The organism is Gordonibacter sp. 28C (assembly GCF_003339845.1).
GTDB lineage: Bacteria > Actinomycetota > Coriobacteriia > Coriobacteriales > Eggerthellaceae > Gordonibacter.
Map to the genome: position 1 here is coordinate 220,205 of NZ_PPTR01000003.1, position 24,946 is coordinate 245,150.

Sequence of the window (24,946 nt, forward strand, 5' to 3'; positions counted from 1 at the left end):
CCTTTTAGTGTCCTAATTGGGTGTCCTAATTGGGGACTGTCCCCTTTTAGGACATCTGCACGATGGTGCCGCCGCAGCTCGAGCCGCTGCCGGCCGTGCAGGCGTAGCAGTGGTTGCGGAAGCGGATCGCGCGCGCCAGCGAGAGCGCGGGGTCGTCGGCATAGTCGAAGATCGTGCGGTCGCCGCCGTCCTCGCGACGGGCTGCCAAGCCGAGCGCCTGGTTGAAGTCGCAATCGTAGACGCGCCCGTCCCATCCCACCGACAGCTGACGGCGGCACATCATGCCCGCGCACGCCTCTTGGTTGAAGCCGTCGATGAGCAGGTCGAGATAGCCGTCGAACTCTCCGGTATCCAGAAGGTGGGCGCCGTAGCGCCCGATCGGGTTGTTCGCGACGGCGAACAGGCGGTCGAACGACACGCCCAGCTCTGCCAGGCGGCGCCGGTAAACGGCCTCGAGCTCGTCCTGGTCGGGAGGCAGCACGGGCCATTGCGGGTTGAAAACCAGGTCGAGCACGTGCTCGCCGTCGCGGCCGTAGCCGCGCGCGTTCAGCTCGCGCAGCACCTCGATCGAGGGATCGAACGTCGCGGCGCCGCGCTGCTGCTCGGCCTGCGCGTCGTGCACGTTGGGCAGCGAGGCCACCACTTCCACGCCCAGCCGGGCGTATAGGTCGAGAAGCGATCGGTAGGCGGGATCGCGCAGGATCACGAGGTTCGTGCGCACCATGACGCGCGCCGCACTCGACGCGCGCTCGACGAACCAGGCGAAATCGGGGTTCATCTCGGGGGCTCCGCCCGTCACGTCCACGGTGTCGACGCAGGGCCGCTCGGCCACCGCCAGCACGGCCTCCATCGTGGCGCGGTCCATGGCCTCGGTGCGGTGCGGGCCGCTTTCCACATGGCAGTGGGCGCAGGCCAGGTTGCAGCGCGCGGTCACGTTGACCTGGATGGTCGACGGCTCGTCCACAGTGCGCAGGCACGATGCGTCGTCCATGACGTCCTCGAAGTACACGAGCTTCGCCAACGCCAGCTCCACGTCGGCCTTCGTCGCGTGCGATCGACGCGGCGGCGCCTCCACGCGCGCGGACGGACCGCGCCGAAACCCGCCGAGCAGCGCGTCCTCCAGATGGTCGTCGGGACCTTCCACGATGCGCGACCGGTACGACACGGCCGCCGGGCTCGTCGCCGGCCACAGCGCGTCGAACCAGGCCAGGTAGGCTTCGTGGTCGTAGCGCAGCGGAACGCACTCCACGTGCAGCCCGTCGCGCTCCGCGCCGAACAGCGCGTCCGCATGAGGCGTCGTCGCCACGCGCACCACCAAGCCGAATCGCTGCCCGGCGAAGTTCGGCAGACCGGCGGCGCCGTTGTTGACCACGAGGCCGCGCGCCAGAGAGAGCGCGGCGGGAGCGCACGTGTGCGTGGTGGCCAGCACGTCCACGTCGTTGGACGCCATCCATCGGTCGAGCTCGTCTTGGCGCAGCACGTCCTGCAGCGACTCGCGCGAACAGGCCCAGCCGCCGACAAGCTGCTCGTCGCCGTGCGTGACGGCCACCTTCTTGCCCGCCACGCCCACCGTCGCCGCGGCCGGCCGCCCGACGAGGCGCTCCTTGAGCTCGGGATGGGCGTCCACGGCCTCGGACAGCTTCTTGTGGATGCGGTTGGAACGGCTCACCGCGTCGTCTCCCGTGCAGTCGGGGTAGGCGCATCCGCACCCCACGCCCACGTCGACCTGGCGGCGCAGCTCCGCCTCCACGTTGCCCACGAGCGGCGTGTAGCGCGCCGCCCGATCCTCAAGCGAGGCGAAGTTCTCGGCCGTCTTGTCGAACCAATGCATGTCGCCGTTCAGCACGACATGGACGTCGCCCTGCTCGGCGGCGACCAGCTCGTCCAAGGCGTCGAGCGCGAACGGATTGCCGTACAGGCCGCCCACGACGTAGAGCACGTCGCATGCGCGCTCCGGTTCCCTCGCGAAGGCGTCGGGAGCCAAACGGTAGTCGACCGGGCACACGCGTCCCGCATCCTTGGACACGCGGCGCTTCTGACCGGGCACGGAGCATGACGACATGGAAACGCGTCCTTTCTCGACAAGGTTCACTCTCATATAGGATTATATCCATTAATCGCAGAATGCCAACGATCTGTCGGAAATGCGCGGGCGCTAGGCGAGCTTGGAGGCGTCCACCGCCATCAGGTGTCCGTGCTCGTCTTCGAACACGCACAGGGCCCCGTCGCGGCTCTCGTACAGATGGCGGAACCGCGCGAACCGCTTTCGGGACGTGCGCCCATTGCTGCCTTCGCGGTCTGTGGTTTCGTCGGCGGGCCGGGATTCGTCGCCAGCGCGAGGCTCCGGCGCGGCCGCAGGCTGGACGGAATCCGATGCCGCCGCAGGTTGAACGGCCTCCGGCACCTCCGCAGGCCGCGCAGGTTCGGACGCCTCCGCAGGCCGCACGGGCTCGGGCACCGCTGCGGGATGCGCAGATTCCGGCGTCTCGGAGTCAAGATCGCGCGTTACCGGGTCCGGCGCCGGTTCGGGATCGAAGGAAGCCGGGTCCTCCACCTCGTTTTCGCACTCGGTCGGCAGCGTCGGGGAAGCGGCGTCGACCGCGCCTTCCGCCTCGGCCTCGGTCGACGGGCCGGCCTCGCATTCGCCCGCAGGCGCATGCGGAGGCTCGTCCGCCGCCTGCTCCCCGTCTTCGCAAGACGCCTCCTGCCGCTCCGGAGCCCGCGCTTGCCCGAAACCCGATTCGGCGGCGCGCGCCGGAGACGCCATGACGATGGGGAGCTCGGTCTTCGAGCGGAACGCGGGGATTTGCGGCGGCTCCTGCGGATCGAACGTGTCGGCCTCTCCGCCTTCCTCCGTCTCGCCCATGCCGAACCCCGCCTCTTCGACCGGCACCTCGACCGACGCCTTGCGCATCGCATCGTCGGCCGCCTGCCCGCATGCGGCCTCCGCAACCTCGGGGGCCGACGCACCTTCCAAGGCGGCCTCGGCGAGCCCGCCTTCCACGATCTCGATGCCCGACGCCATCACACGGCCCTCGGGCGGCGCAGGGTCGATGCCCAGGCGCGTGGCGAGCGACAAGTTGGCTTGGGCGATGGAAACGAGTTCGGCTCCCAGGTCGGCCTCTTCGGGCCCTTTCGTCTGGAGCAGCTTGCCTATGTCGAGCACGCGTCCCCACGAGAGCGCATCCAGATCCTCTTTCAGGGATGCGACCTTGTCGGCTTCGCGCGCGATGCGCTTCTCAGCGGTGTTTCCGAACACGATCCGTACCTCTCTTCGCCGCAGGTCGGCCATTGCGGCATCGCCCCAGTATATCACGGGCGTTCGGCGATGCGATCCCCTGCTCTATAAACCTTTGGGCAACGAGAATGGCTGTTCGGAGGGGCTGTTCGGAGGATGGGCGTCGCGCACTCGCGGACGGCGCGACGAGCCGCCCCAGCGGGCCCGCTTTCGGAGCCTAGTAGATCACGCGCCAGAACACGAGGCCCTGCGCGGGGGCGTTCTCGCCGGCGGCCTGCCTGTCGCGAGCCTCCAGCACCTCGCCCACCCACGACGCCGGGCGCTGGCCGCGGCCTATCATCACGAGCGTGCCCACCATGGTGCGCACCATGGAATGGAGGAAGGCGTTGCCCACCACCTTGATGGTGAGGAGGTTCTCGCCCATGACGGTTTCGGGATGGAACGATATCTCGCGCACGTTGCGGCACGTGGGCTTGCCCTCGGCCGACGCCGCCATGCAGAAGCTCTTGAAGTCGTGCTCGCCCAGCAGGTACTGCGCTCCGGCCTCCATGGCCGACAGGTCCAAGCCACCCGGCACGAACCACGAGAAGTCCCTCATGAAGATGGGCGCCGTGCTGTCGACGCACAGATGGTAGTGGTACTCGCGCGCTTGGGCGTCGAAGCGGGCCGAGAAGCCCTTCTGCTTGGGCTCGACCTCGCGCACCGTGATGGCGTCGTTCGTGAGCGCGTTGAGCGAGCGCCGCAAGCTGGGCAGCGAGCGGCCGGCGATATCGAGGTCGTCCACGTCGAAGCTCACCACCTGGCCGAGCGCGTGCACGCCCGCATCGGTGCGGCCGGCGCACGTCGTTTCAACGGGACGGCGGAACAGCAGCTCGAGGGCCGCCTCCACGTCGCCCTGCACGGTGAGCTGCCCCGGCTGGCGCGCGAACCCCGAGAACGGGGCGCCGTTGTACGATAAAGTGAGCGCGAGCGTGTGCTCGCGCACGGGACGCTCGCCGTCGTCGACGGCCGAAGCGTCCGCTGCCTGCGCCGCGGGGGAACCCGAACGCGGCCCGTTATGTTGGGTAGTCTGAGTCATGATGCGTTCCATCATAAACGAAGCCGGCCGCGTTGCGAAGCGCGGCCGGTCGCTCTTGCCAAATTGTTTACTTCCCTGCCATCGGCCCGGAGAACCGGCGAGATGCTCCCGTTCCGCCGAAGGCCGGGCGCGCGTCAGGACGCCTTCGTCCACACGGGCCGGCCGAACAGCTCCTGCAGCTCCGACTTCATGATGGCGTTGCCCGAATCCACCGTCACCGGCAGCTCGGCGCGGAACTTGCGGCCGTCGCCCTGGTTCACGAACAGCACCACGCCGTCGCGACCCGGATACGACTTCAATATGCGGTTCAGCCGCAGCGACGTCGTCGAATCCATGTCGGACGACGACACCTTCAGCTCCAGGTGCGACGGGCGCGCGTCGGCCTCGTTCAGCTCGATGGCCTCCACCTCGAACGCCATGATCTGGTTGCCGCGGTCGCTGTGCTCGAACTTGCCCTTGATCTTGACGATGGCGTCCTCTTGGATGGCCTCGGCGTTCTCCTCGTACTTGAAGCAGATGCACTCGATGTGCCCCGTCGTGTCCTCCAGCGTGAACGTGGCCATCTTCGTGCCGCGCTTCGTGAGCTTCGTCACCACGCCGGACACCATGCCCACGAACGTGGCGGACTTGATCTCCTTCGTGCGCTCGGCCAAGTCTCCCAGCTGGAACTTCGTCATGCGCGCGATGGTGCCCTCGTACGGGCGCAGCGGATGGTCCGAGACGTAGATCTTCATGATCTCCTTCTCGAACGACAGCAGCTGGCGCTTCGGCCACTCCACGCCGTCGGGCTCGGGCACGGCCTCTTCGAAGCCCGAGTCGGGATCGTCGCCGAACAGGTCGAACATGGACACCTGCCCCCTGTCGCGGTCCTTCTGGCGCTTGGAGGCGCCTTCCAGAAGCGGCGTCTCGTCCACGAAGTACATGAGCTGCTTGCGCGTGTAGCCCGTGGAGTCGAACGCCCCGCCCTTGATGAGCGCTTCGAGCGTCTTGCGGTTGTAGCACTTCGCATCCAGACGGTTCACGAAGTCGTGCAGCGACGTGTACGGGCCGTTCGCCTCGCGCTCCTCGATGATGGCCTCGGCCACGTTCGCGCCCACGCCGCGCACGCCCACCAGGCCGAAGCGCACGCCCTCGTCGGTGGGGGTGAACTCGGCGTTGGACGAGTTGATGTCCGGCGGCAGCACGGGGATGCCGTTGTGGTTGCAGCTGGCGATGTAGCGGATCAAGCGGTCGGTGTTGCCCATGTAGGACGACAGCACGGCGGCCATGAAGTCGTTCGGATAGTGCGCCTTCAGGTACGCCGTGCGCATGACCAGGATGGCGTAGGCGGCCGAGTGCGATTTGTTGAACGCGTACTTCGCGAACTTCTCGGCGTCCTCCCAGATCTGCTTCGCGATAGCCAGCGAGAAGCCGTTCTCCACGGCGCCGTTGTTCCAGTCCTCCTGGAGCTGGCGCATGATGTCGAGCTTCTTCTTGCCCATGGCCTTGCGCAGCTTGTCGGCCTTGCCGGCCGAGAACCCGCTCATGACCATGGATATCTGCATGATCTGCTCTTGGTAGACCATGGTGCCGTACGTTTCCTCGAGCAGCGGGCGCAGGCGGTCGTCGTAGTAGTGCACCGGCGTCTTGCCGCTGGCCACCTTTACGTAGTCGTCCACCATGCCGGACTCCAGCGGGCCCGGGCGGTTGAGCGCGATGGAGGCCACGACGTCGGAGAAGCGCGTGGGAGGGAGCCGTGCGAACAGGCTCACGTACAGCGCGCCCTCCACCTGGAACAGGCCGTCCATGTTGCCGGACTGCATGAGCTTGAAGGCGGCCTCGTCGTCGATGGGGATGTCCTCGGGTATGATCTTCGTGCCGAAGCGCTGCTCCACGTTGCGGCACGCGATGGTGAGCACGTCGAGCGTGCGCAGGCCCAGGAAGTCCATTTTCAGCAGGCCCAGCTCGGGCGTGTAGTGGCCGTCGTACTGGGTGATGATGCCGCCGCCCTTGGTGTCGCGCTTCATGGGCACGTGGTCGCTCATGGGGTCGCGGCAGATGATGGTGGCGCACGCGTGCACGCCCTCGCCGCGCACGTGGCCTTCGATGGACTTCGCGGCGTCGATGACGGCCTTCACGTCCTCCTCGGTCTCGTACGCCTTCTTCAGGTCGGGGTTGGTGGCCAGCGCCTTGTCGATGGTGATGCCCAGCTCGTCGCCGATCAGCTTGCAGATGCGGTCGCCGGTGTTGTACGGGTAGTCCAGCACGCGCGCGGCGTCGCGCACGGCGTTCTTGGCCTGCAGGGTGCCGAACGTGATGACCTGCGACACGTGGTCCTCGCCGTACACGTCCTTGATGTGATTGATAACCTCTTCGCGGCGGCCCTGCTCGAAGTCGACGTCGATATCGGGCATCTCCACGCGCTCGGGCGACAGGAATCGCTCGAACAGCAGGCCGTTCGAGAGCGGGTCGAGCGCGGTGATGTCCATGGCGTACGCCACGATGGCGCCTGCGGCCGAACCGCGGCCCGGCCCCACGCCGATGCCCTGGCTGCGCGCCCACTCGATGTACTCCTGCACGATGAGGAAGTACGCCGGAAAGCCCTGCTGGATGATGATGCCCATCTCGTAGTCGGCGCGCTCCTGCGCCTCCTGCGGAACCGGACTACCGTAGTGCTTGACCAGGCCCTCCTGCACACGGCGACGGAAGTAGCTCTCCTCGGTCTCGCCCTCGGGCAAAGGAAAACGCGGCAGGATGGAGTCGCGCTCCAGCACCACGTTCACCTTCTCCGCCAGCTCCACCGTGTTGTCGCAGGCTTCGGGGAAGTCCTTCAGCGCCTCGCGCATCTCTTCCTCGGTCTTCATGTAGAACTGGTCGTTCTCGAAGCGCATGCGCTTCTCGTCGTTCACGGCGGCGCCTTGGGCGACGCACAGCATGTAGTCCTGGGCCTTCGCGTCTTCCTTCGTGAGGTAGTGGAAGTCGTTCGTGGCGATGGTCTTGAGACCCGCCGCTTTGGCCACGTCGGTGAGCATGCCGTTGAGCTCGGTCTGCGTGAACCCGGCGTCGGTGCGGATGCCCTGGTTCTGCAGCTCGATGTAGAAGTCGCCCGGCTCGAAGCAGCTGGCGAACTTGTTGGCCCACGCGACGGCGTCGTCGAACTGGCGGTTGTCCAAAAGCTTCGGGATGATGCCCGCGATGCACGCCGACGAGCCGATGACGCCCTTGCCGTACTTCTGCAGCATGCTGAACGTGGTGCGTGGCTTGTAGTAGAAGTTGTCCACGTGCGACTCGCTGACCAGCTTCACCAGGTTGTGGTAGCCCTCGTTCGTCTTGGCCAGCAGCAGCAGGTGGTAAAGCTTCGGCTTGCCGTCGCGCTTGAGCTCCTCGTCGGTGGTGAAGTACACCTCGCAGCCATAGATGGGCTTGACGCGCTTGCCGGTTTCCTCCTCCACCTTGTCGCACATCTCGCACAGCTGCGGCACGCCCGACATCACGCCGTGATCGGAGATGGCCACGGCGGGCATGTCGAGGTCGGCGGCGCGCCTCACCATGTCGTAGATGTGCGTGTGCCCGTCGAGCAGGGAGTACTCCGTGTGGTTGTGCAAATGGACGAATGCCATATCTTGTGCCTCGAATCAGTCAGTCATGCGCCAGGAGGTGTTTTTAGCAGGTTGCAGCGCGGTAAGGTGTCGATGCCATTCTAGCAGCATTCGCCGATGCACGCCGTCCACAAACAGCGAACAAACGATGGTTTTTGCAAGGACGCCGGCAACTGCGCACAGTTGCGCGTGCGGCTACATCATCGTTCGGATTCGCAAGGATGCGTCAGAGCAACAATGGATGCAATAGCCCCAACCTCGGGCAAGTCCGTCTGTCTTCGTTTTTGCGTCCTGTTCATATGAAGCCGGAGAGAATACGGACATATTTGCCACACCTTAGGCAAAACAGCTTACCAGTCGTAGAGCAGGGAGGCAGAATAGGAGATTGCCAGAAACAAGCATACCCAAGTGTACAGTCTGATATTCCATGTATGGAACTTTTCGCGCGGCTTCGGTTGCATTAACGACTGGATAAATCCCGCTATCCCCCTGAGCAGAAAAACGCCAATGCCGAGCATGAGGCACACGTTCACGATCCACGAGGGAATGACGTCACCGAAAAGGCCCAAGGCGAACAGGGGAAGCAGCGCCGCCGCGAAAAACATGCAGATGCCTGCGAGCATCTGCGGTTTGGTCATTACCGGACGCTTGCCGTTCTTACCCAATGGCACGTAAGCATCGGAGCCCGCCGCACCCCCTAACAACCAATAGATATGAAACCCGTTTATGGCAAGCAAAACAACCGAACCCGCAACACCAAGAGCAAACATAACAGCCTCCAAGCCGGATTGTGCCTTCACTATAACGGTGCAGTCGATTGGAACACATGGAAACGCTCCCATGTGTTCGATTTCCCGTGTACGTGGTCGATCGACCGCATTCGTTTGAGAGCATGCGTCGATTCGTTTCACATGCGAGTCATTCACTTCATGTTTCGTGAGCTTTTCTAGTTTTGCAGGCTTTTTGTTTAGATTCTTGCTTTGGCCAGCATAAAGCTGAAGCTGAGGACGCGCAGCAATCCTCATGCCGAAAATCGCCGTGCTGAACAAGTTGCCGCAAAGCGCTCGACATCCCGTTAGCTATAATAGGTTTTGATACGCACCAAGCAATCTCTAGTTAAGCTCATCCTCGAAGGAGAAAACCCATGATCGACTACCCCATGCGCGTGACGGACCGCGAGCTCGACGAGGCCGAAGCGCGCGAGATTCTGGACGCGGGCGAGTTCTGCGTCGTGTCCACCGTCGATAGCGACGGCATGCCCTACGGCGTGCCGCTGTCCTACGTGATGATGGACGGCGCGCTGTGCTTCCACACCACGAACGCCGGCGGGCACAAGCTGGAGAACTTCGCGCGCGACGAGCGCGTGTGCGTGACGGTGGCCACCGAGGTGGAGCCCTGCTACGAGGACGACTTCTTCACCACCCGCTTCGCCTCGGTCGTCGCGCGCGGGCGCGTGCGCCGCGTGGAGGACGGCGCCGCCATGCGCAAGGTGCTCGTGGCGCTGTGCATGAAGTACCTGCCCGAGCACAAGGACAAGATCGGCGAGGGCATCGCCCGCGAGATAAACGAAACCGCCATCTGGGCCGTCGACCTCGACGAGGTGCGCGGCAAGGGCGCGCGGCGCCTCGGGCGGTAAAGGGAGCATTGCGAGAGGCTGTCCGCGAACACAGCGGACAGCCTCTCGTTTTCTTCGGCGAACCGGGTCGAACGCCCTACTTCATGCCCAGCTTCTCGAGCAACGCTGCTTCCTTCTCGGCCGCCTTGCGGTCGTTCTCCACCTTCTTCTCGGGACTCCAGCCGCACTTCTCGTTGTTCTCCGCGATAGGAGGCACGTAGTCCTCGCCGTCCTTGGGCGGCCAGTTAGGATCGTCGGTGATGGGCGCACGCTGCGACTCGACCCGAGGGAACTCGCGGGCCCAGCGCAGCTCGGGATAGGCGATGCGCTTGTGCAGACGCGGATCGTCCCCGTGGCTGCGTCCCAGAAGCGCGCCTTGAATGCGCAGCGGGATGGACTTGCGGCGCTCGACGCGTGCGGACAGCTCGAGATTCCTGAACGCACGGCGCCCCATCATGGCACCGCCGTCGAAGATGACTAGCTTCTGAATCAGGTAGTTGAGGGGATTGTGCGGCCCGTAGGCGATGTCGTAGCAGCTGTAGATGCGGCAACGCTTTCCGCCGTCGAGAGGCTTGAGCGCAATGGTCCAGTACCAAATGCAGTATTTCAGCCCTGGTGCCATCATGTAGCTCGCGCCCGGCGTGCGCACGGTGTCCCTCGTGTCGGCGAACCACGTGATGTACTTGTTCGGCACCAGGTCGGCCACCTCCGCGCCGAACCCGGAGTAGCTCCACGCCCAGAAGTCACCAGGCTTGCAGGCATCCTCGCCCTGCCACATCTCCTCAAGGCTGTAGGCGTTGTCCACGTTCATGCCGAACAGGCGCTCGCAGTTCGACCATGCGTACATGCCGCCCTTGGTGGGGTCCATCTGGTAGACGTGCTTCCACACCTCCCCAAGCGGCGCATCCAGGTCGCGCGCCTGACGAACGCGCAAGATCTTCTTGCCCTTGGGATCTTTCACCAGATCGTCGCCGGGGAAGGGCATGACCTGCTCCTCGGGCGTGGCCCACACGCCCTTCGAGTACAGCTCGAGGATCAGCCTCATGCCGGAGGCGAAGCACACGAGCAGCGCCACCAGCACTATCAAAATCATCGCGAGCACCTTGAGCGGACCGTCGAGCGGCATGCGCACGGCCCCCCACCATACGCCCCCCACCGCCGCCGCGATGCAGGCCAGCGCGATCAAGACCGCAAGCGGGTTCGGTTGGAAATGCGTGTTCTTCGTTACTTTCTTCGTTGCCATGAGATTCCTCCTTTACACAGGGTTTCAGAGCGCAGAGCATCAGCAGGCATCGAGCCTGTCTTGCACACGTTGAGTTTTCCGGCTATCGCAGCGCTACGAGGTTACGCCGGCAAGGCTGAAGAGCGTGTTGGCCAGTCGATTCGCAAACGCTTCGGGGGCGTTCGCGTCTGCGAAATCGGTGTCGAGCCACGCCACCACCATCCACACCAAACCGGCCGATATCGCTGCGCGCTGATCGGCTGCGGCTTGCCCTTCGGCGGGAATGCGGCTGCCGATCACATGGTTGCGCATGCGGTCGTCGAGATATTTCATGGTGTCGAGCGCGATGGACAAGGCGCTCGCACCGTGCATGGCGTTGTTGCAGAACGCGCGCTGCCCGTACACCCCCTCGACGAACAGCGCAAGAAGGTGCCGCACGTAATCGAGGCTGTTCTCCTCTTCGAGCGTTGCGTCGATATGTGCGAAGATCCCCTCCATGAACTCCTTCGTCGCCGCCGCAACGAGAGAGGGGATGTCGCCGAAATGCTGGTACACCGTAGGCCGGCTCACCCCCGCAAGCGCGGCCACTTCGGTGACGGACAGGTCTTCAACGGGCCGCTCGCTCACCAGCTCGCGCGTTGCCGCGGTGAGTGCCGCACGCACGCGCACGGTGCGCGGATCAAGGACATCGGTCATGGTTTCTCCTACCTGCTCTACCCCTTGTTATTTACAATTGTAATTGATTTACAATTGTAAATCAATAGAAAAATTGCATGAAGCGAGGACCGTATGGGAGACGAAGGTCGAGTGAAATCTTGACCGGCGCCGTCCGCTGTAGTACCCTGCCAGCCAACATCATAGGAGCATCTGCCGCCGGGTAGATAAGGACGCAAGCATGCGCACCCTCGTCGTTAGGCCTTAGAAGACGAGGGAGGCCGCATGCTTTTTTGTTAGGAGGACGACATGCAGAAGTTCATCGCCGAGGAATCGTTTTGGGAGCTGTTCCCCGACGCGGCCATCGGCATCATCGTGGCGCGCGGCCTGAAGCCGGCCGACCAGGTGCCCGCCGAGGACGCGGCCGCCATCGCGAAGCTCTTGCGCGAGGCGAACGAGCAGGCGGACAAGCACCTCACGAGCAACACCATTTCCGAGAACGAGCCCGTGCGCGTGTGGCGCGAGGCGTACCAGAAGTTCAAGACGAAGAAGGGGGCCCGCTGCTCGGTGGAGAACCTGTTCAAGCGCGTGCTGAAGGGCAACCCCGTTGGCTCCATCACGCCGTCGGTGGACATCTACAACGCCATCTCGCTCAAGCACGCCCTGCCCGTGGGCGGCGAGGACCTGGACTCGTTCGTCGGAGGTGCGAGCTTCTGGTTGCGAACGCGACGTCCGTCGTCGTCGCGGTGATCGTGGTTGCCGTAGCCGCCGTCGTAGCCGTCTCCGTCTTTCATAGCCTTCCTTCCAAACGCGGGGAGCCGGCGCATGCCGACTCCCCGATTCGAGCTTTGCCTCAAGGTTCGCGTCCAAGAGCTTTTCGCTTAGGCAGCGGGAGCCTCCTGCGGCGACGGCGCGCCGTCGGCCGCGACTTGGCGCTCGGGCTTCACGATGAGCTTCGCCAGCCCGCCGGCCGCCGGGTCGGACAGGAACGCCACGATGACGATGGTCGGCCAGAACTGCAGGCACAGGCCCACGAACCGGTCGAACAGGTTCACGCCCATCATCTGGCCCGTCATGGTGCTCAAGACCTGCGTCTCGCCCACGCCCGTCATGAACGCCGTCATGACCAGCCCCAAGAAGAACATGATGAGCGTGCTGAAGAACACGTTCTGGATGAGCCTGAACGCCACGCTCCCCGGCTTCGCATCGTAGTACGCCGCACACGCCGCCGCGATGCGCGCCAGCGGGATCACGGCCGTGACCACGAACGACGTGACGAACGCCACGCCGAAGCTCATGGCGTAGAACACCGGGTCGATATGCGGCATCCCCTGCATGACGGTCAGGCACAAGCACAGCACCGCCGCCACGATGAACGAGAAGAACAGGCCGTACACGATATAGTACTTCTTACTGTACATTTCCCCTCCTTGCTGATTGGTTTTGGAAGCTCCTCGGTGCGCTCGTCGCACGAATCGAACGATCGCGAACCCGCGCGCCGGGCGGGGCAAGCCCCGCCCCTACGGAAAACCCTCGCTCGCGAAAGCGTTGCAACAGTCCCCCTTCTTCCCCAAAGACATGTTCGCCTCTTTCAGCAACGTACCCGTAGGGCGGCGAGGGGCTGATGCCCATAAAGCGAGTTCCGCATGGTGAACAGTCCGGCGGACTGTTCACACACCCTCTTCTGCGCCCGAGCGGGCGCATCGGAGAGCGGCTACGCCGATCTCCGATAGTGGACGGTTTGTGCGAGCCAGGACTGCCGAGCGACTGGGCGTCAGCCCCTCGCCGCCCGGACAGTCCCGCTTCGCCTAAGCAACCACGAACAGCGTCTTCTGCTTCACGTCGAGGCGCTCGGACAGCTCGTCGAGCGGGCCGAACTCCAGGCACTGCGACTGGCAGTGCTGCACGCAGGTGGGCACCTTGCCCAAGGCTCGGCGGGCGGCGCAGGTATCGCATTGCTTCGTGGGAATGGGCAGGTAGCTGAACTGCCAGTTCTCGTCGGCCTCGTCGCCGATGGCCCACGGGCCTATCTTCACCACTTTGATGCCCGTCTCGCCCACGGGCAGGCCGTGCTCCATCTGGCAGGCCACCTCGCAGCTATGGCAGCCCGAGCACCACTGAGCGTCGGCCAGGATTCCGTACTTCGCCATGGTCTATTCCCCCTCTTCCACTTTGTAGATCTTGCAGATGGAGCTCTTGTAGTTCGAGCCGAAGCCGCTCTTGCCGGGAATCCACGGCAGCGTGTTGTTGATGTTGAGATCGAACACGTCGTAGAACTTCTCGGGGTCGCCCTCGGGGAACCACCAGCCGTGGTCGCACGACACGATGCGGCGATCCATGACGGGCGTGAGCTTCGCCTTGCGCTTGGCGCGGCCCATGGGGCCTTCCATCCACACCCAGTCGCCGTCCTTGATGCCGTACTTGGCGGCCGTTTCGGGATGGATCTCCATGAGGGGCCACGGGCGGTAATGGCGCATGCGCTCGATTTGGCGGTGCTCCGAGTGGAACATGCCCCACGTGCGCGCGCCGCTGGTCATGACGAGCGGGTACTCGTCCATGAGCTCGGGCGTGGAACCGGGGCCGGGCTCGGGCTCCTCGAAGTACGGCAGCGGATCGAGGCCGGCCTGGTTGTAGAAGTTGCTCCACAGCTCGATGCGGCCGGTGGGCGTGTTGAAGCCGGGCGTGCCGTCCTTGCGCAGCTTGCCCGTCTTGTAGCGGTAGTACTCGATGGGCTGGTAGGCCGGGGCCACTTCCTGCAGCTCCTCGAACGACATGTCGGTGGGCTTGAGCATGTCGGTGAACATCTCGTCCACGTTGTCCCACGGCCACGCCTCGGGGTTCCACCGCTTGCCCAGTTCCAGGTTGATCTGCATGTCGGAGCGGCACTCGCCCACGTCCGTGACCTTGTTGATGGTGGAACCGCGCTGCGCGCCGGACACGAACGCGATGCCGTTGCGCTCGGGGAACGTGCAGGCCGGCAGCACCACGTCGGCCAAGGCGGCGATGGTGGGCGTCTTGAACAGGTCCACCACCACGATGAAGTCCAGCTTGTTCAGCGCCTTGTACAAGCGCTGCGGATCGGCGCCCATGCAGGCGATGGGGTTCGTGGTCTGCAGCCAGGCGCCGTGGATCTCGTAGGGGTCGCCCGTCTCGATGGTCTTCACGGTCTCGTCGGGCTGCGACACGGCGAACCCGAAGTTGAACAGCGGGTACTTCTGGATGCCGATGCGCTTGGCCTCCTGCTCCTGGCCCAGCACCTCGCGGCCCCAGCCGCCGGCCACCGAGAGGATCTCCGGCGCCACGATCATGCCGCCGGGGCGCTCCATGTTGCCCGTGATCTCCCAGAGGGCGAGGATGGCCTGGCCGGCCGGCATGGCCTCGCGGGTCATGTCCACGGCCACGCCCCACTGCAGCGTGGAGTTCTTGGCGTTGCCCAGCATGCGGGCCGCCGCGATGATCTTGTCCTCGGGCACCCACGTGATCTCCGACACGCGCTTCACGTCGAACTCCTTGGCGCGCGCGGCCAGCTCGTCGAAGCCGTAGCACCAGTTGTCAACGAACTCGTGGTCGTACAGGTCCTCCTCGATGATGACGTTCATCATGCCCAGCGCCAGCGCCGCGTCGGTGCCGGGGCGCACGCGCAGGTGCAGCTCGCTCTTCGTGGCCAGCCACGTGACCTTCGGGTCCACGGTGACCAGCTTCATGCCGCGCTTCATGAGGTCGATGACCCAGTGGCCGTAGAAGCCCTCGATGTTCGACTTCAGCGGGTAGTTGCCCCACACGAACATGACCTCGGGAACCTCGTAGTCGGGGTGGTCGTAGCGCTCGGGGAACTGCTGCGCGGCGTCGGGGATCCACGGCGCGCCGGTGGTGGCGGCCATGCCGGCGATGCGCGGCAGGTAGCACGCCTGGCCCGACAACAGGCCCGTGTAGTTCGGGCTGCCGAACGACCAGGAAAGGCGCGTGATGTACGCGGCGATGTCGCGTCCCGTGCCCTGGGCGAAGATGACGGACTCGGCGCCGTACTGCTCTTTCATGGACATGAACTCGTCGGTGATGAGGTCGTACGCCTCGTCCCATGTGATACGCTCCCATTTGTCGAGACCGCGGTCCTCGCGGGCGCGCTTCATGGGGTACTGCAGGCGCTCCTTGTGGTGCGTCACCTCGGGAACGTCCAGGCAGCGCATGCACAGCCTGCCGTTCGTCCACGGGTCCTCCGGGTCGCCCTCGCACTTCGCCAGCTTGCCCTCGTCGTCGGTGTACATGATGACGCCGCACCCCAAGTGGCAGCCCGGGCCCGTCCACGCGCAACCGCGCGTGACGTCGAAGCCGCCCTCCTGGTAGTGGAACGGCTTGTCGTGCTGCACAACTCGATACTCCTCAGCCATACCTTGCCTCCTCGTCCTCTCGTCTTCGGATGAACCCGCCCTCGCCGAGCTATCCTGCGGAACTGTTCGTTGCCGCCCCCGTCATCCTGAACGGAGGCCGAAGGCCGAAGTCGAAGGATCTTCGGCGACGGAAGATTCGCCGTGCTGGAAGATCCTTCGACTCGCTTCGCTCGCTCAGGATGACAAGGGGGCGCGACAACGAACAGTTCCACCGTGCCTCGGGGCGGGTGTCCTTCCTTGCCACGATCTTAGGGAGCGTTTATGATGGACGCCATCGACCAATCGTCTGGTTTCGCGTTCGGAACCTCGGCGATATGCGGGAGGGGGCCGCAGAAGCACCTATGGAAAAAAGTATGAGTGACGGGGAAACCCCACGTCAAAACGTATCTCCAACCCTACTGCTATCGGTGGTGAGCGGTATGGCGCTGTTCTGGGCGTGCTTCTTCGCCATGCTCATGCGCAACTCGTTCCTCGATCCCGGCATCGACCGTTTGTGGTATCACCTGGCATTGCGCATCGCGTTCTTCGTCGGTTTCGGCGCGTGCGCCTTCGTCTTGTCGCACGCGGCCGACGGCCTTCCCACCCCGCGCGGGCGGCGCGCCATGTCGGCGCTCGTCGTGCTGTTCTGCATCATCGCCGCCGTGTCGCCCACCGTCTACGCGGTGCTGGGAGCGCCCTTGCCGCTCGCTTTCGACCTCGTGGCCTGGACGCTGTCGGGCGTGGGGTTGGGATGCCTGCTGTTCGCCTGGGTGCCCGCGGTGTCGAGCATGGACGAACGCTCCGTGGCACGCTGCATGGCGCTCTCCACCGCCTGCGGCGGGTTTCTCTACCTTGTCATCAACTTGCTGCCGTCCTACTTCAGCATCGTCATGCTGGTGGTGTGCCCGTTGGTCAGCCTGGGCGTGGAGCGCGTGGTGGCGCACGAAGCCAAGCCGGCCGACGACCTGCGCATCCCGCTGTCCACGTCGCGCGAGAACGCCGGGCTGTCGTGGGCGTTCGGCGTCATCTACGCGGTCTACGGCATCGTGTTCGGCCTCGGGGCCGGGTCTGTCACGCAGCTGCCCGGCGACCCGCTACTGTTCGGCGGCATCGCCGCATTCATCCTCGTCGGGGCGTTCGCGGCGCTCGCGTTCATGAAGCGCTTCGCGGGGCGCATGAGGCAGATCGACATGTTGCGCATGGTGTTCCCGTTTTTGGTGGTGTCGCTCGTGGCCATGGCGCTGTTCACCGGGCCGGTGTACGCGCTTTCGAACCTGCTGCTTCTGGCCGTGTACGTGTTCTTGGTGGTGACGAGCATGGCCTTCGAGGTGCACACGGCGCACAAGCGGCATGCCGCGCCGCTGTTCTTCGTGGGCATGAGCCAGGGCGTGTTGGGCGTGGGCATGGCGGCGGGATTCGCGCTGGGGCTGCTGCCGGCCGTCGCGGGCGCGGCGAACTACTCCGTGCTTTCGGGCGTGGCCTTGGGCTTGGTGGTGGTGCTGGCAGCGTTCATCACGTTCGCGCCGCAGCACAGACCCGCCGACGACGAGGACGCCACCGCGTCGGAATCGAGCGAGCAGGAGCACGAGCAGGGCCGTTGGAAGGCCCGTTGCGCCGTGGTGGCGCGCGACGCCAAGCTCTCCGCGCGCGAGACCGAGGTGTTCTACCTCATGGCAAAGGGCCGCGGCATCGAGCACATCCAGAACAAGCTGTGCATCTCCGGCCACACCGTGAAGTCGCACACGTACAACATCTACCGGAAGATGGGCATCAACTCCCGCGAGGAGCTCCTCGACGCCATAGAGGCCGCCGACCCCGACAAGGCGTAGCAAGCACGGTCGCGTTTCCGTTGTTATCCTCGGGCGCTCCCGAGAGCAAAGCCTGGCAAATCGCAAAGAAGGGGGGACGACCTAGTGGCCATCCCCCCTTCTCGTAAGGTGCTTCGATGATGCGGCAACGCGCTATTTGGCGGAAGAGCCCTCCACCACGCGCAGCTGGGTCTCGTACCAAGCTAAGCGGGCTCGCGACGTCTCCAACGCAGCCCCATAACGCTCGACCTCGGGGTCGTTCGCATGCTTCGCCTCAAGCTTAGCGATATTCTCCTTCATGCCGTCGGCCTTCTTGCGAACCGCCTCCGCGTCGATGTTGTCGACCTCGGCGCCGAAGCGCGCGAGAACGGTCAATCGATCCGCGTAAACCTGCGTGGCACCCTCGTACAGGGCGAACCGGCGCTTCTCCTTGCCGTCGGCGTCCATCCAAAGCGTGAGCACGCCGGGGCTGTTCTTGGCGACGAGCATCTCATGGCCGCTGAGCACGCCATAGTTGCCTTCCGATCCCGGAACGTCCGCATAGGCGATCTCGCCCGAGAACAGCTCGCGCGTCGGCGTTGCCACCAAGCATAGCAGATTAGGCATGAGCTTCTTCCTTCGTCATCTCCTCGTAGGCCGCGTACACGTCCTCGATGGCGCCCTTGTACACGAAGCACTGCTCGGGGATATGGTCGCACTTGCCGTCGAGGATCTCGGCGAACGAGCGGATCGTATCCTCCATCTTCACGTACTTGCCCGGGTTGCCGGTGAACACCTCGGCCACGTGGAAGGGCTGGCCCAGGTACTTCTGGATCTTACGGGCGCGGTTCACGATGAGCTTCTGCTCCTCGGACAGCTCGTCCATACCCAGAATGGCGATGATGTCCTGCAGGTCCTTGTAGTTCTGCAGCACTTCCTGCACGCCCACGGCCACGCGGTAGTGCTCCTCGCCCACGATCTCGGGATCGAGCGCGCGGGAGGTGGACTCCAGCGGGTCGACGGCCGGGTAGATACCCAGCTCGGCGATGGAGCGGGACAGAACCGTCTTCGCGTCCAAGTGCGTGAACGTCGTGGCCGGCGCGGGGTCGGTCAAGTCGTCGGCGGGCACGTACACGGCCTGCACCGACGTGATGGAGCCGGTCTCGGTGGACGTGATGCGCTCCTGCAGGTCGCCCATCTCGGTGGCCAGCGTGGGCTGGTAACCAACGGCGGACGGCATACGGCCGAGCAGTGCGGACACCTCGGAGCCTGCCTGCGTGAAGCGGAAGATGTTGTCGATGAACAGCAGCACGTCCTGACCCTGGTCGCGGAAGTACTCGGCCTCCGTCAGACCCGCCAGACCGACGCGCAGACGCGCTCCCGGCGGCTCGTTCATCTGGCCGTACACAAGGCAGGTCTTGTCAATGACGCCGGACTCGCTCATCTCCAGGAACAGGTCGGTGCCCTCGCGGGTACGCTCGCCCACGCCCGTGAACACCGACGTGCCGCCGTGCTCCTGGGCCAGGTTGTTGATGAGCTCCTGGATGATAACGGTTTTGCCGACGCCGGCGCCGCCGAACAGGCCGGTCTTGCCGCCCTTGACGTAGGGCTCGATGAGGTCGACGACCTTGATGCCGGTCTCGAAGATCTCCGTCGTGGTGGTCAGCGTGTCGTAGTCCGGAGCCGGGTGGTGGATAGGCATGTACTCGGCAATCTCGGGCATGGGCTTGCCGTCGACCGGCTCGCCGATCACGTTCCAGATACGGCCCAGCGTATTCGGGCCCACGGGCATCATGATGGGGTTGCCGGTGTCGACGACCTCGAGCCCGCGCACCATGCCGTCGGTCGACGACATGGCGACGGTGCGGACGAGGTCGCCCGGAAGGTGCGTCTGCACCTCCAACACGGTCTTCACTTCCCCGATAGGGGTGGTTGCATCCACGGTCAGGGCGTTGTAGATCGCCGGCATTTGATCCGGCGGAAACTCAACGTCGACGACAGCGCCGACGATGCGGACAATGCGTCCGGTCGCGCCCTTGGCCGATGCAGTGTTCTTGGTTTCAGCCATTTATTCCTCCAAAGCTGCGGCGCCGCCGACGATCTCCGAGATCTCGGTCGTGATAGCGCCCTGGCGCACGCGATTGTACACGCGGGTCAGGGTGTTGACCATCTCGTTGGCGTTGTCGGTCGCCGACTTCATTGCGGTGCGGCGCGCGCCCTGCTCGGCGGATGCCGAGTCGATGAGCGCGTAGTAGAACGTGTTGCGCAGGTAGGCGCGCATCAGATAGTGCATAACCGATTCGGCATCGGGCTCGAAATCGACATCCCCGGGAAGGTGCTCGAGGTCCTTCTCCCGAAAATGCTCGAAGTAGTCCTTCTCCTTCGGGGCAAGGCCAAGGAGCTCGGCGTAGCTCGTGGTGTTGATGGGCAGCACCTGCTGCTCGATCAACCGCTGTTCGGCCGCGTTCTTCGCGTGGTTGAACACGATGACGACCTCGTCGAGCTTGCCTTCGCGATAGCTGTCGCCGGCGAACTGCGAGATCTCGGCCGCCTCTTCGTACGTCGGGTCGGCCGAAAGGTCGCGGAACTCGAAAACCGGCTTGATGTTGCGGTAGCTAAAGTACCCTATGGCCTTCTTGCCGCACGCGACCACGCTTACCTCGATGCCCTGACGCTCCTTCTCCTTGATGAGCTTCTCGGCATGGCGCAGCACGTTGCTGTTGAACCCGCCGGCTAGCCCGCGATCGGACGCGATGACCACGACGAGGGCACGCTTTACCTCGTCGTGCGTGGCGAGCAGCGGCTCGGAGTCGAGCGGCGCGTACTTCGCCGTGCTGACGAGCATGTCCGATATGGCGCTCGCCCACGGCAGGGCGTTGTACACCCGGTCCGAGGCGCGGCGGATCTTGGCCGCGGCCACCATTTCCATGGTGCGCGTGATCTGCTTCGTCGAGGAGACGGAGTTGATGCGCCGTTCTATGTCGTGAAGGTTGGGCATGGTCTACCTGCCTTAAGCCGAAGCCGAGAACGTCAGCTTGAAGGCCTCGATGGCGGCGTTCAGCTCGGTTTCGATCGAGTCGGTAAACTTCTGCTCCTTCACGATGTGCTCGAATATCTCCGGCTTGGAGGCGCGGATGTAGTCGAGCAGCTCAGCCCGGAAGCGGACCACGTCGCCCACCGGAATGTCGTCGAGGTAGCCGTGACCGCCCGCGTAGATGGAGACGGCCTGCTCTTCAACCGGCATGGGGTTGTAGCGACCCTGCTTCAGAAGCTCGGTCATGTGGGCACCGCGGTTCAGCTGGTCCTGCGTGGCCTTGTCCAGGTCGCTGCCGAACTGCGTGAACGCCTGCAGCTCGCGGTAGGACGCGAGGTCGAGGCGCAGCGAGCCGGCAACCTGCTTCATGGCCTTGATCTGCGCGGAACCACCGACGCGCGACACGGAGATGCCGACGTCGACGGCGGGGCGCTGGCCCTGGAAGAAGAGGTCGGTCTGCAGGAAGATCTGGCCGTCGGTGATGGAGATGACGTTCGTCGGAATGTAGGCGGACACGTCGCCGGCCTGCGTCTCGATGATGGGGAGCGCCGTGAGCGAGCCCGCGCCGTTCTCGTCGTTCATCTTGACCGCGCGCTCCAGTAGGCGCGAGTGCAGGTAGAACACATCGCCGGGGTACGCCTCGCGTCCCGGCGGGCGGCGCAGCGTCAGCGACATCTGGCGGTAGGCCACGGCCTGCTTGGACAGGTCGTCGTAGATGCACAGCACATGGCGGCCCGGGTTGTCGGCGGAAGCCGGCTTGCCGTCCTCGCCGTTGTACATGAAGAACTCGCCGATGGCGGCGCCCGCCATGGGGGCGATGTACTGCAGCGGCGCGGAGTCGGACGCGGACGCGGTCACGATGATGGTGTAATCCATCGCGCCGTGGCGCTCGAGCGTCTCGACGATGCCGGCAACCGTGGAGGCCTTCTGGCCGATAGCCACGTAGATGCAGATCATGCCCTTGCCCTTTTGGTTGATGATGGCATCAACCGCGATGGACGTCTTGCCGGTCTGACGGTCGCCGATGATGAGCTCGCGCTGGCCGCGACCGATGGGGATCATCGAGTCGATGGCCAGGATGCCCGTCTGCATGGGCTCGTGCACGGGCTTGCGGGCGATAACGCCGGGAGCCTTGAACTCCACGGGGCGCGTGCCCTCGGCCTTGATGGGGCCCTTGCCGTCGATGGGCATGCCGAGCGGGTTCACCACGCGCCCGAGCATTTCCTTGCCCGACGGGACCTCTACGATACGGCCGGTCGTGCGGACCTGGTCGTTTTCTTTGATTGCCGTGACATCGCCGAGGAGTACGGCGCCGACTTCGTCCTCTTCGAGGTTCTGAGCCAAACCGTACACGGTCTTGCCGCCCTGACCGACGAACTCGAGGAGCTCGCCCGCCATGGCGTCGCGCAGGCCGTCGACGCGAGCGATGCCGTCGCCGATTTGGACGACGGTTCCGACCTCGCGAGACTCGATGTTGACACTCAGGGCGTCGAGCTGCTTGCGCAATGCATCGTCAATAGACTTAGCGGTGATTTCAGTCACTAGCATTCACCTCCATCTGTAGTCGTTTTGAGCACGTTGCGGGCATGATCCAGCTGGGACACCACGCTGGCGTCGATGCGCTTGCCGTTCGTGCTCATGATGATGCCGCCCAAAATGGACTTGTCGACGCTCTCGCGCAGGACAACGTTCGTATCCAAATCGGCTTCGGCTTTTTCCTTGATGATGCGCCGCAGATCGTCGTCGAGCTCTACCGCCGTCGTGACGTCCACCACGCATATGTTCAACTTGCTTTGAAGCTGCTCCGCATAACTGTCGAGCACGCGGGGCAGCAGCGAAGCATCGCCCCGTTCGGCCAGAACCGCCAAAACGTCGAGCAGGGCCGGGTTGCAGCCCGCGAACACGTTCCTCGCAAGCTCGGCCCGCTGCTCGGGCGTGTAGCCCGGGTCTGACAAGGCAACGGACAGCTCCATATTGGTGCGCATGGCCCCGGCGACGCGCACCATCTGGTCGCGCACCTCGAGGACCGCGTCGCGGCCGCCCGTCTCGAACGCCCCATCGAACAGGACGGCGGCATACACTGCCACTTCCTCTTTGACGATAAGACGATTAGTTGGCATCGAAACTGCCCGCCTCGTTCACGTAACGCTCGATGATCTTGCGATGCTCGCCGTCCGTGAGGTCCTCGCCGATCAAGCGCGCCGCAACGGCGACGGACGTGTCGGCGACGGAGCTTTGAAGCTCGGCGATGGCCGCCTTCTTCTCCGCCTCGATGGCAGCCTTCGCCTTGGCGATCATGTCGGTCGCCTCGGACTGGGCTTTGGCCGTGATGTCGGCCTTGGCCGCTTCGCCGGTCTGCTTGGCGTCCGCCACGATCTGAGCAGCTTGGGTCTTGGCATCGGCCAACTGGGCCCGGTACTCTTCGAGCACCCGCTCGCTCTCGATACGGGCTTCCTCGGACTTCTCGAGGGCATCCTTGATCATCTTCTCGCGCTTGTCGAGCATGGACTCGAACATCGGCCAGCCGAACTTCGCGAGGATGATCCACAGCACGATGAAGATGATGAGCATGGGGATGAACTCCGCCATGTCGGGCAGGATCGCGTTGATGCCGCCCGCCTCCTCTTCACTGGCGAACGCGAGCGCAGGAAAAGCAAACGTCATGCCGGCGCCGGCCACTGCGGCGACCCCCATGCGAGTCGATGCTTTTTTCGCTCTGTCTTTCACGTTGTAACCTCCTTTAAGCCTTCTACGGCAAATATGTCCGATGAGGCTCGAGTTACACGATGAAGGTGAGCACGAAGCCGATGAGGCCGAGAGCCTCGGCAAGAGCGGCGCCGATGATGAAGTTCGTGAACAGACGACCCTGCAGTTCGGGCTGGCGGGCGGTTGCGACGCAGCAGCCATAGCAGGCGATGCCGATGCCGACGCCGGGGCCGATGGTCGACAGGCCGTAGCCCACGAGCTTCAGAGCCGCAAGAACGATGGTAGTTTCCACAATTTCCTCCTTTTACCGTTTCCGAGCCAACCCCGGAGACTTTGGACAACCTGTTTATGTCAACGCCGGCCGTGGAGTGCCGGTTTGAACCGTGGTTCGCGCCCTGGCGGACGCGGACCGCCCGCGTGCGGGCGGCGGGAGTCGCGATCCTAGTGGTCGGACGTGGCCAGGCCGATGTACACCGCGCTCAGGATGGTGAACACGTAGGCCTGCAGGAACGCGACCAGGAACTCGAGCGCGTACATGGCGAACAGGAACAGCATCCAAGCGATGGATATGCTGCCCACGGCAACGCCCGCGCCCTGGATGGCGGAGCCGATGAACACGCTGGTGAGCAAGGCGAAGATGCCCAGCACCATGTGGCCGGCGAACATGTTGCCGTAGAGTCGCACGGCCAGCGTGAGCACGCGCAGCACCGTGGAGAACAGCTCGAGGAACCAAACGATGGGCACCATGACCACGGGGAGGCCGGCCGGGGCGAACGACTTCAGGTAGCCGCCCAGACCCTTGACCTTGATGCCGTAGAAGATGAAGTAGACGAACGAGATGGCGGCGAGGGCCCACGTGATGGAAATGGAGCCGGTGGGCGTCTTGCAGCCGGGAATCAGCCCGACGAAGTTGCTGATGAGGATGAAGAAGAACAGCGTAGCCAGAAACGGGATGTGCTTCTTGTAGCCGTGGCCGATGGCGCTTTCGCCCATGTCCTTCTTCACGAACTCGTAGCCGTACTCGACCATGTTCGTGAACTTGCTCGTGGGGATGAGCGTGAGGCGCTTCCCCGCCGTCAGCACGACGATGAGCGTGATGACGAAGCAGATGATCATCCACAGCACGTACTGGGTCATGCCGAACGAGCCCGAGCCGAACACGAAGGCCGGGTCGAACGAATGCTGCAGATGGGGCACCTCGGCCGCTAGTTCTTCAAGAGGATTCACGTGTCTTACCTTTCCATCCTACTTCCGCACAAACGTATACACGCCGTAGCCGATAGCGCAGGCAACGAGCACCGCCGCTTCCGCCAAGACAAAGGGCACCGCGATTTCGCGCGCGAGCACGACGCAGGCGATGGCTCCGAGGAAGAGAATGACGAACGACAACAGCACGCCGAGCATCAGGGCACCCGCATGGCCCAAGTTGCTGGTGTCGGTCACCCGTCTCGTCATACGCAGCCCAAGGAACAAAGGCAGCACGCCAACTGCTCCGGCCAACGCCCCCAAAACGATCGCTACTACCATAGCCTGCTTTCAGTCCGTGCGCCTGCGGACGCACCCTATTAAACCGGTACGTATGGTAACGGAACTTGCGTTTTCAGCCTACGAGAAGGTAACAAATACTTACATTTTTCGGGTGAGTGGTGGATAAATCCGGCAGAAAA

Annotated in this window: 22 protein-coding genes; 3 read left to right on the forward strand and 19 right to left on the reverse strand. The window is 64.2% G+C overall.

Annotation, left to right across the window (positions count from 1 at the left end; all coding sequences use genetic code 11):
- Positions 1–46: 46 nt before the first annotated feature.
- The 5 genes from arsS to C1878_RS05180 form a co-directional block, all read right to left on the reverse strand.
- On the reverse strand, positions 47–2,062 hold the full coding sequence (gene arsS, locus C1878_RS16715) for an arsenosugar biosynthesis radical SAM (seleno)protein ArsS (RefSeq protein WP_199519292.1): 2,016 nt from the start codon (positions 2,060–2,062) through the stop codon (positions 47–49).
- Positions 2,063–2,155: 93 nt separating this feature from the next.
- Positions 2,156–3,259 carry a hypothetical protein gene (locus C1878_RS05165; RefSeq protein WP_114600625.1) on the reverse strand — a complete coding sequence of 368 codons (1,104 nt, stop codon included), beginning with the start codon at positions 3,257–3,259 and terminating at the stop codon, positions 2,156–2,158.
- A 196-nt stretch (positions 3,260–3,455) separates the two neighbouring features.
- Positions 3,456–4,316 carry a tRNA pseudouridine(38-40) synthase TruA gene (gene truA / locus C1878_RS05170; RefSeq protein WP_114600781.1) on the reverse strand — a complete coding sequence of 287 codons (861 nt, stop codon included), beginning with the start codon at positions 4,314–4,316 and terminating at the stop codon, positions 3,456–3,458.
- A gap of 134 nt (positions 4,317–4,450) precedes the next feature.
- Positions 4,451–7,915, reverse strand: a complete 3,465-nt coding sequence (gene dnaE / locus C1878_RS05175; RefSeq protein WP_114600626.1) for a DNA polymerase III subunit alpha — start codon at positions 7,913–7,915, stop codon at positions 4,451–4,453.
- Positions 7,916–8,244: 329 nt separating this feature from the next.
- Positions 8,245–8,919, reverse strand: coding sequence for a DUF3995 domain-containing protein (locus tag C1878_RS05180; protein WP_147272910.1), 675 nt, complete (start codon positions 8,917–8,919; stop codon positions 8,245–8,247).
- 119 nt (positions 8,920–9,038) lie between these two features.
- Here C1878_RS05180 and C1878_RS05185 point away from each other — a divergent pair, with 119 nt between their 5' ends.
- Positions 9,039–9,530: a pyridoxamine 5'-phosphate oxidase family protein gene (locus tag C1878_RS05185; protein WP_114600628.1), complete on the forward strand. Its 492-nt coding sequence runs from the start codon at positions 9,039–9,041 to the stop codon at positions 9,528–9,530.
- Positions 9,531–9,606: 76 nt separating this feature from the next.
- Here C1878_RS05185 and C1878_RS16720 read toward each other — a convergent pair whose 3' ends face one another.
- Positions 9,607–10,752: a hypothetical protein gene (locus C1878_RS16720; protein WP_199519293.1), complete on the reverse strand. Its 1,146-nt coding sequence runs from the start codon at positions 10,750–10,752 to the stop codon at positions 9,607–9,609.
- Positions 10,753–10,845: 93 nt separating this feature from the next.
- Entirely contained in the window at positions 10,846–11,427 is a 582-nt protein-coding gene (locus tag C1878_RS05195; RefSeq protein ID WP_114600629.1) for a TetR/AcrR family transcriptional regulator, read from the reverse strand.
- A 267-nt stretch (positions 11,428–11,694) separates the two neighbouring features.
- Between C1878_RS05195 and C1878_RS05200 the strand changes: the two genes are divergently transcribed.
- A complete protein-coding gene (locus C1878_RS05200) occupies positions 11,695–12,135 on the forward strand; it encodes a B3/4 domain-containing protein (RefSeq protein WP_241963615.1) in 441 nt (146 codons plus the stop codon).
- A gap of 131 nt (positions 12,136–12,266) precedes the next feature.
- Here C1878_RS05200 and C1878_RS05205 read toward each other — a convergent pair whose 3' ends face one another.
- The 3 genes from C1878_RS05205 to C1878_RS05215 form a co-directional block, all read right to left on the reverse strand.
- Positions 12,267–12,806 carry a hypothetical protein gene (locus tag C1878_RS05205; RefSeq protein ID WP_114600630.1) on the reverse strand — a complete coding sequence of 180 codons (540 nt, stop codon included), beginning with the start codon at positions 12,804–12,806 and terminating at the stop codon, positions 12,267–12,269.
- Positions 12,807–13,193: 387 nt separating this feature from the next.
- On the reverse strand, positions 13,194–13,535 hold the full coding sequence (locus C1878_RS05210) for an oxidoreductase (protein ID WP_080144901.1): 342 nt from the start codon (positions 13,533–13,535) through the stop codon (positions 13,194–13,196).
- Positions 13,536–13,538: 3 nt separating this feature from the next.
- Positions 13,539–15,773 carry a molybdopterin-dependent oxidoreductase gene (locus C1878_RS05215; RefSeq protein WP_114600631.1) on the reverse strand — a complete coding sequence of 745 codons (2,235 nt, stop codon included), beginning with the start codon at positions 15,771–15,773 and terminating at the stop codon, positions 13,539–13,541.
- Between the two features lie 419 nt (positions 15,774–16,192).
- Between C1878_RS05215 and C1878_RS05220 the strand changes: the two genes are divergently transcribed.
- On the forward strand, positions 16,193–17,581 hold the full coding sequence (locus tag C1878_RS05220) for a LuxR C-terminal-related transcriptional regulator (protein WP_114600632.1): 1,389 nt from the start codon (positions 16,193–16,195) through the stop codon (positions 17,579–17,581).
- A 132-nt stretch (positions 17,582–17,713) separates the two neighbouring features.
- Here C1878_RS05220 and C1878_RS05225 read toward each other — a convergent pair whose 3' ends face one another.
- The 9 genes from C1878_RS05225 to C1878_RS05265 form a co-directional block, all read right to left on the reverse strand.
- The gene (locus tag C1878_RS05225) at positions 17,714–18,166 is read right to left on the reverse strand and encodes a F0F1 ATP synthase subunit epsilon (protein ID WP_114600633.1); all 453 of its coding nucleotides are present in this window, start codon (positions 18,164–18,166) and stop codon (positions 17,714–17,716) included.
- Positions 18,159–19,607, reverse strand: a complete 1,449-nt coding sequence (gene atpD, locus C1878_RS05230) for a F0F1 ATP synthase subunit beta (RefSeq protein WP_114600634.1) — start codon at positions 19,605–19,607, stop codon at positions 18,159–18,161. The genes C1878_RS05225 and atpD overlap by 8 nt, the downstream gene beginning before the upstream one ends.
- Positions 19,608–20,537, reverse strand: coding sequence for an ATP synthase F1 subunit gamma (gene atpG / locus C1878_RS05235; protein WP_114600635.1), 930 nt, complete (start codon positions 20,535–20,537; stop codon positions 19,608–19,610). It lies immediately after the preceding gene.
- A gap of 12 nt (positions 20,538–20,549) precedes the next feature.
- Positions 20,550–22,121 carry a F0F1 ATP synthase subunit alpha gene (gene atpA, locus C1878_RS05240; RefSeq protein ID WP_199519294.1) on the reverse strand — a complete coding sequence of 524 codons (1,572 nt, stop codon included), beginning with the start codon at positions 22,119–22,121 and terminating at the stop codon, positions 20,550–20,552.
- Positions 22,115–22,654: an ATP synthase F1 subunit delta gene (gene atpH, locus C1878_RS05245; protein WP_241963616.1), complete on the reverse strand. Its 540-nt coding sequence runs from the start codon at positions 22,652–22,654 to the stop codon at positions 22,115–22,117. The genes atpA and atpH overlap by 7 nt, the downstream gene beginning before the upstream one ends.
- Before the next feature lie 28 nt (positions 22,655–22,682).
- Entirely contained in the window at positions 22,683–23,300 is a 618-nt protein-coding gene (gene atpF / locus C1878_RS05250) for a F0F1 ATP synthase subunit B (protein WP_114600638.1), read from the reverse strand.
- 52 nt (positions 23,301–23,352) lie between these two features.
- Positions 23,353–23,571, reverse strand: coding sequence for an ATP synthase F0 subunit C (gene atpE, locus C1878_RS05255; RefSeq protein ID WP_041239754.1), 219 nt, complete (start codon positions 23,569–23,571; stop codon positions 23,353–23,355).
- A gap of 149 nt (positions 23,572–23,720) precedes the next feature.
- Positions 23,721–24,506 (reverse strand): F0F1 ATP synthase subunit A, encoded by a 786-nt coding sequence (gene atpB, locus C1878_RS05260; protein WP_114600639.1) that lies wholly within the window; start codon positions 24,504–24,506, stop codon positions 23,721–23,723.
- A gap of 18 nt (positions 24,507–24,524) precedes the next feature.
- Positions 24,525–24,806: a hypothetical protein gene (locus C1878_RS05265; RefSeq protein WP_114600640.1), complete on the reverse strand. Its 282-nt coding sequence runs from the start codon at positions 24,804–24,806 to the stop codon at positions 24,525–24,527.
- Between the last annotated feature and the right edge of the window lie 140 nt (positions 24,807–24,946).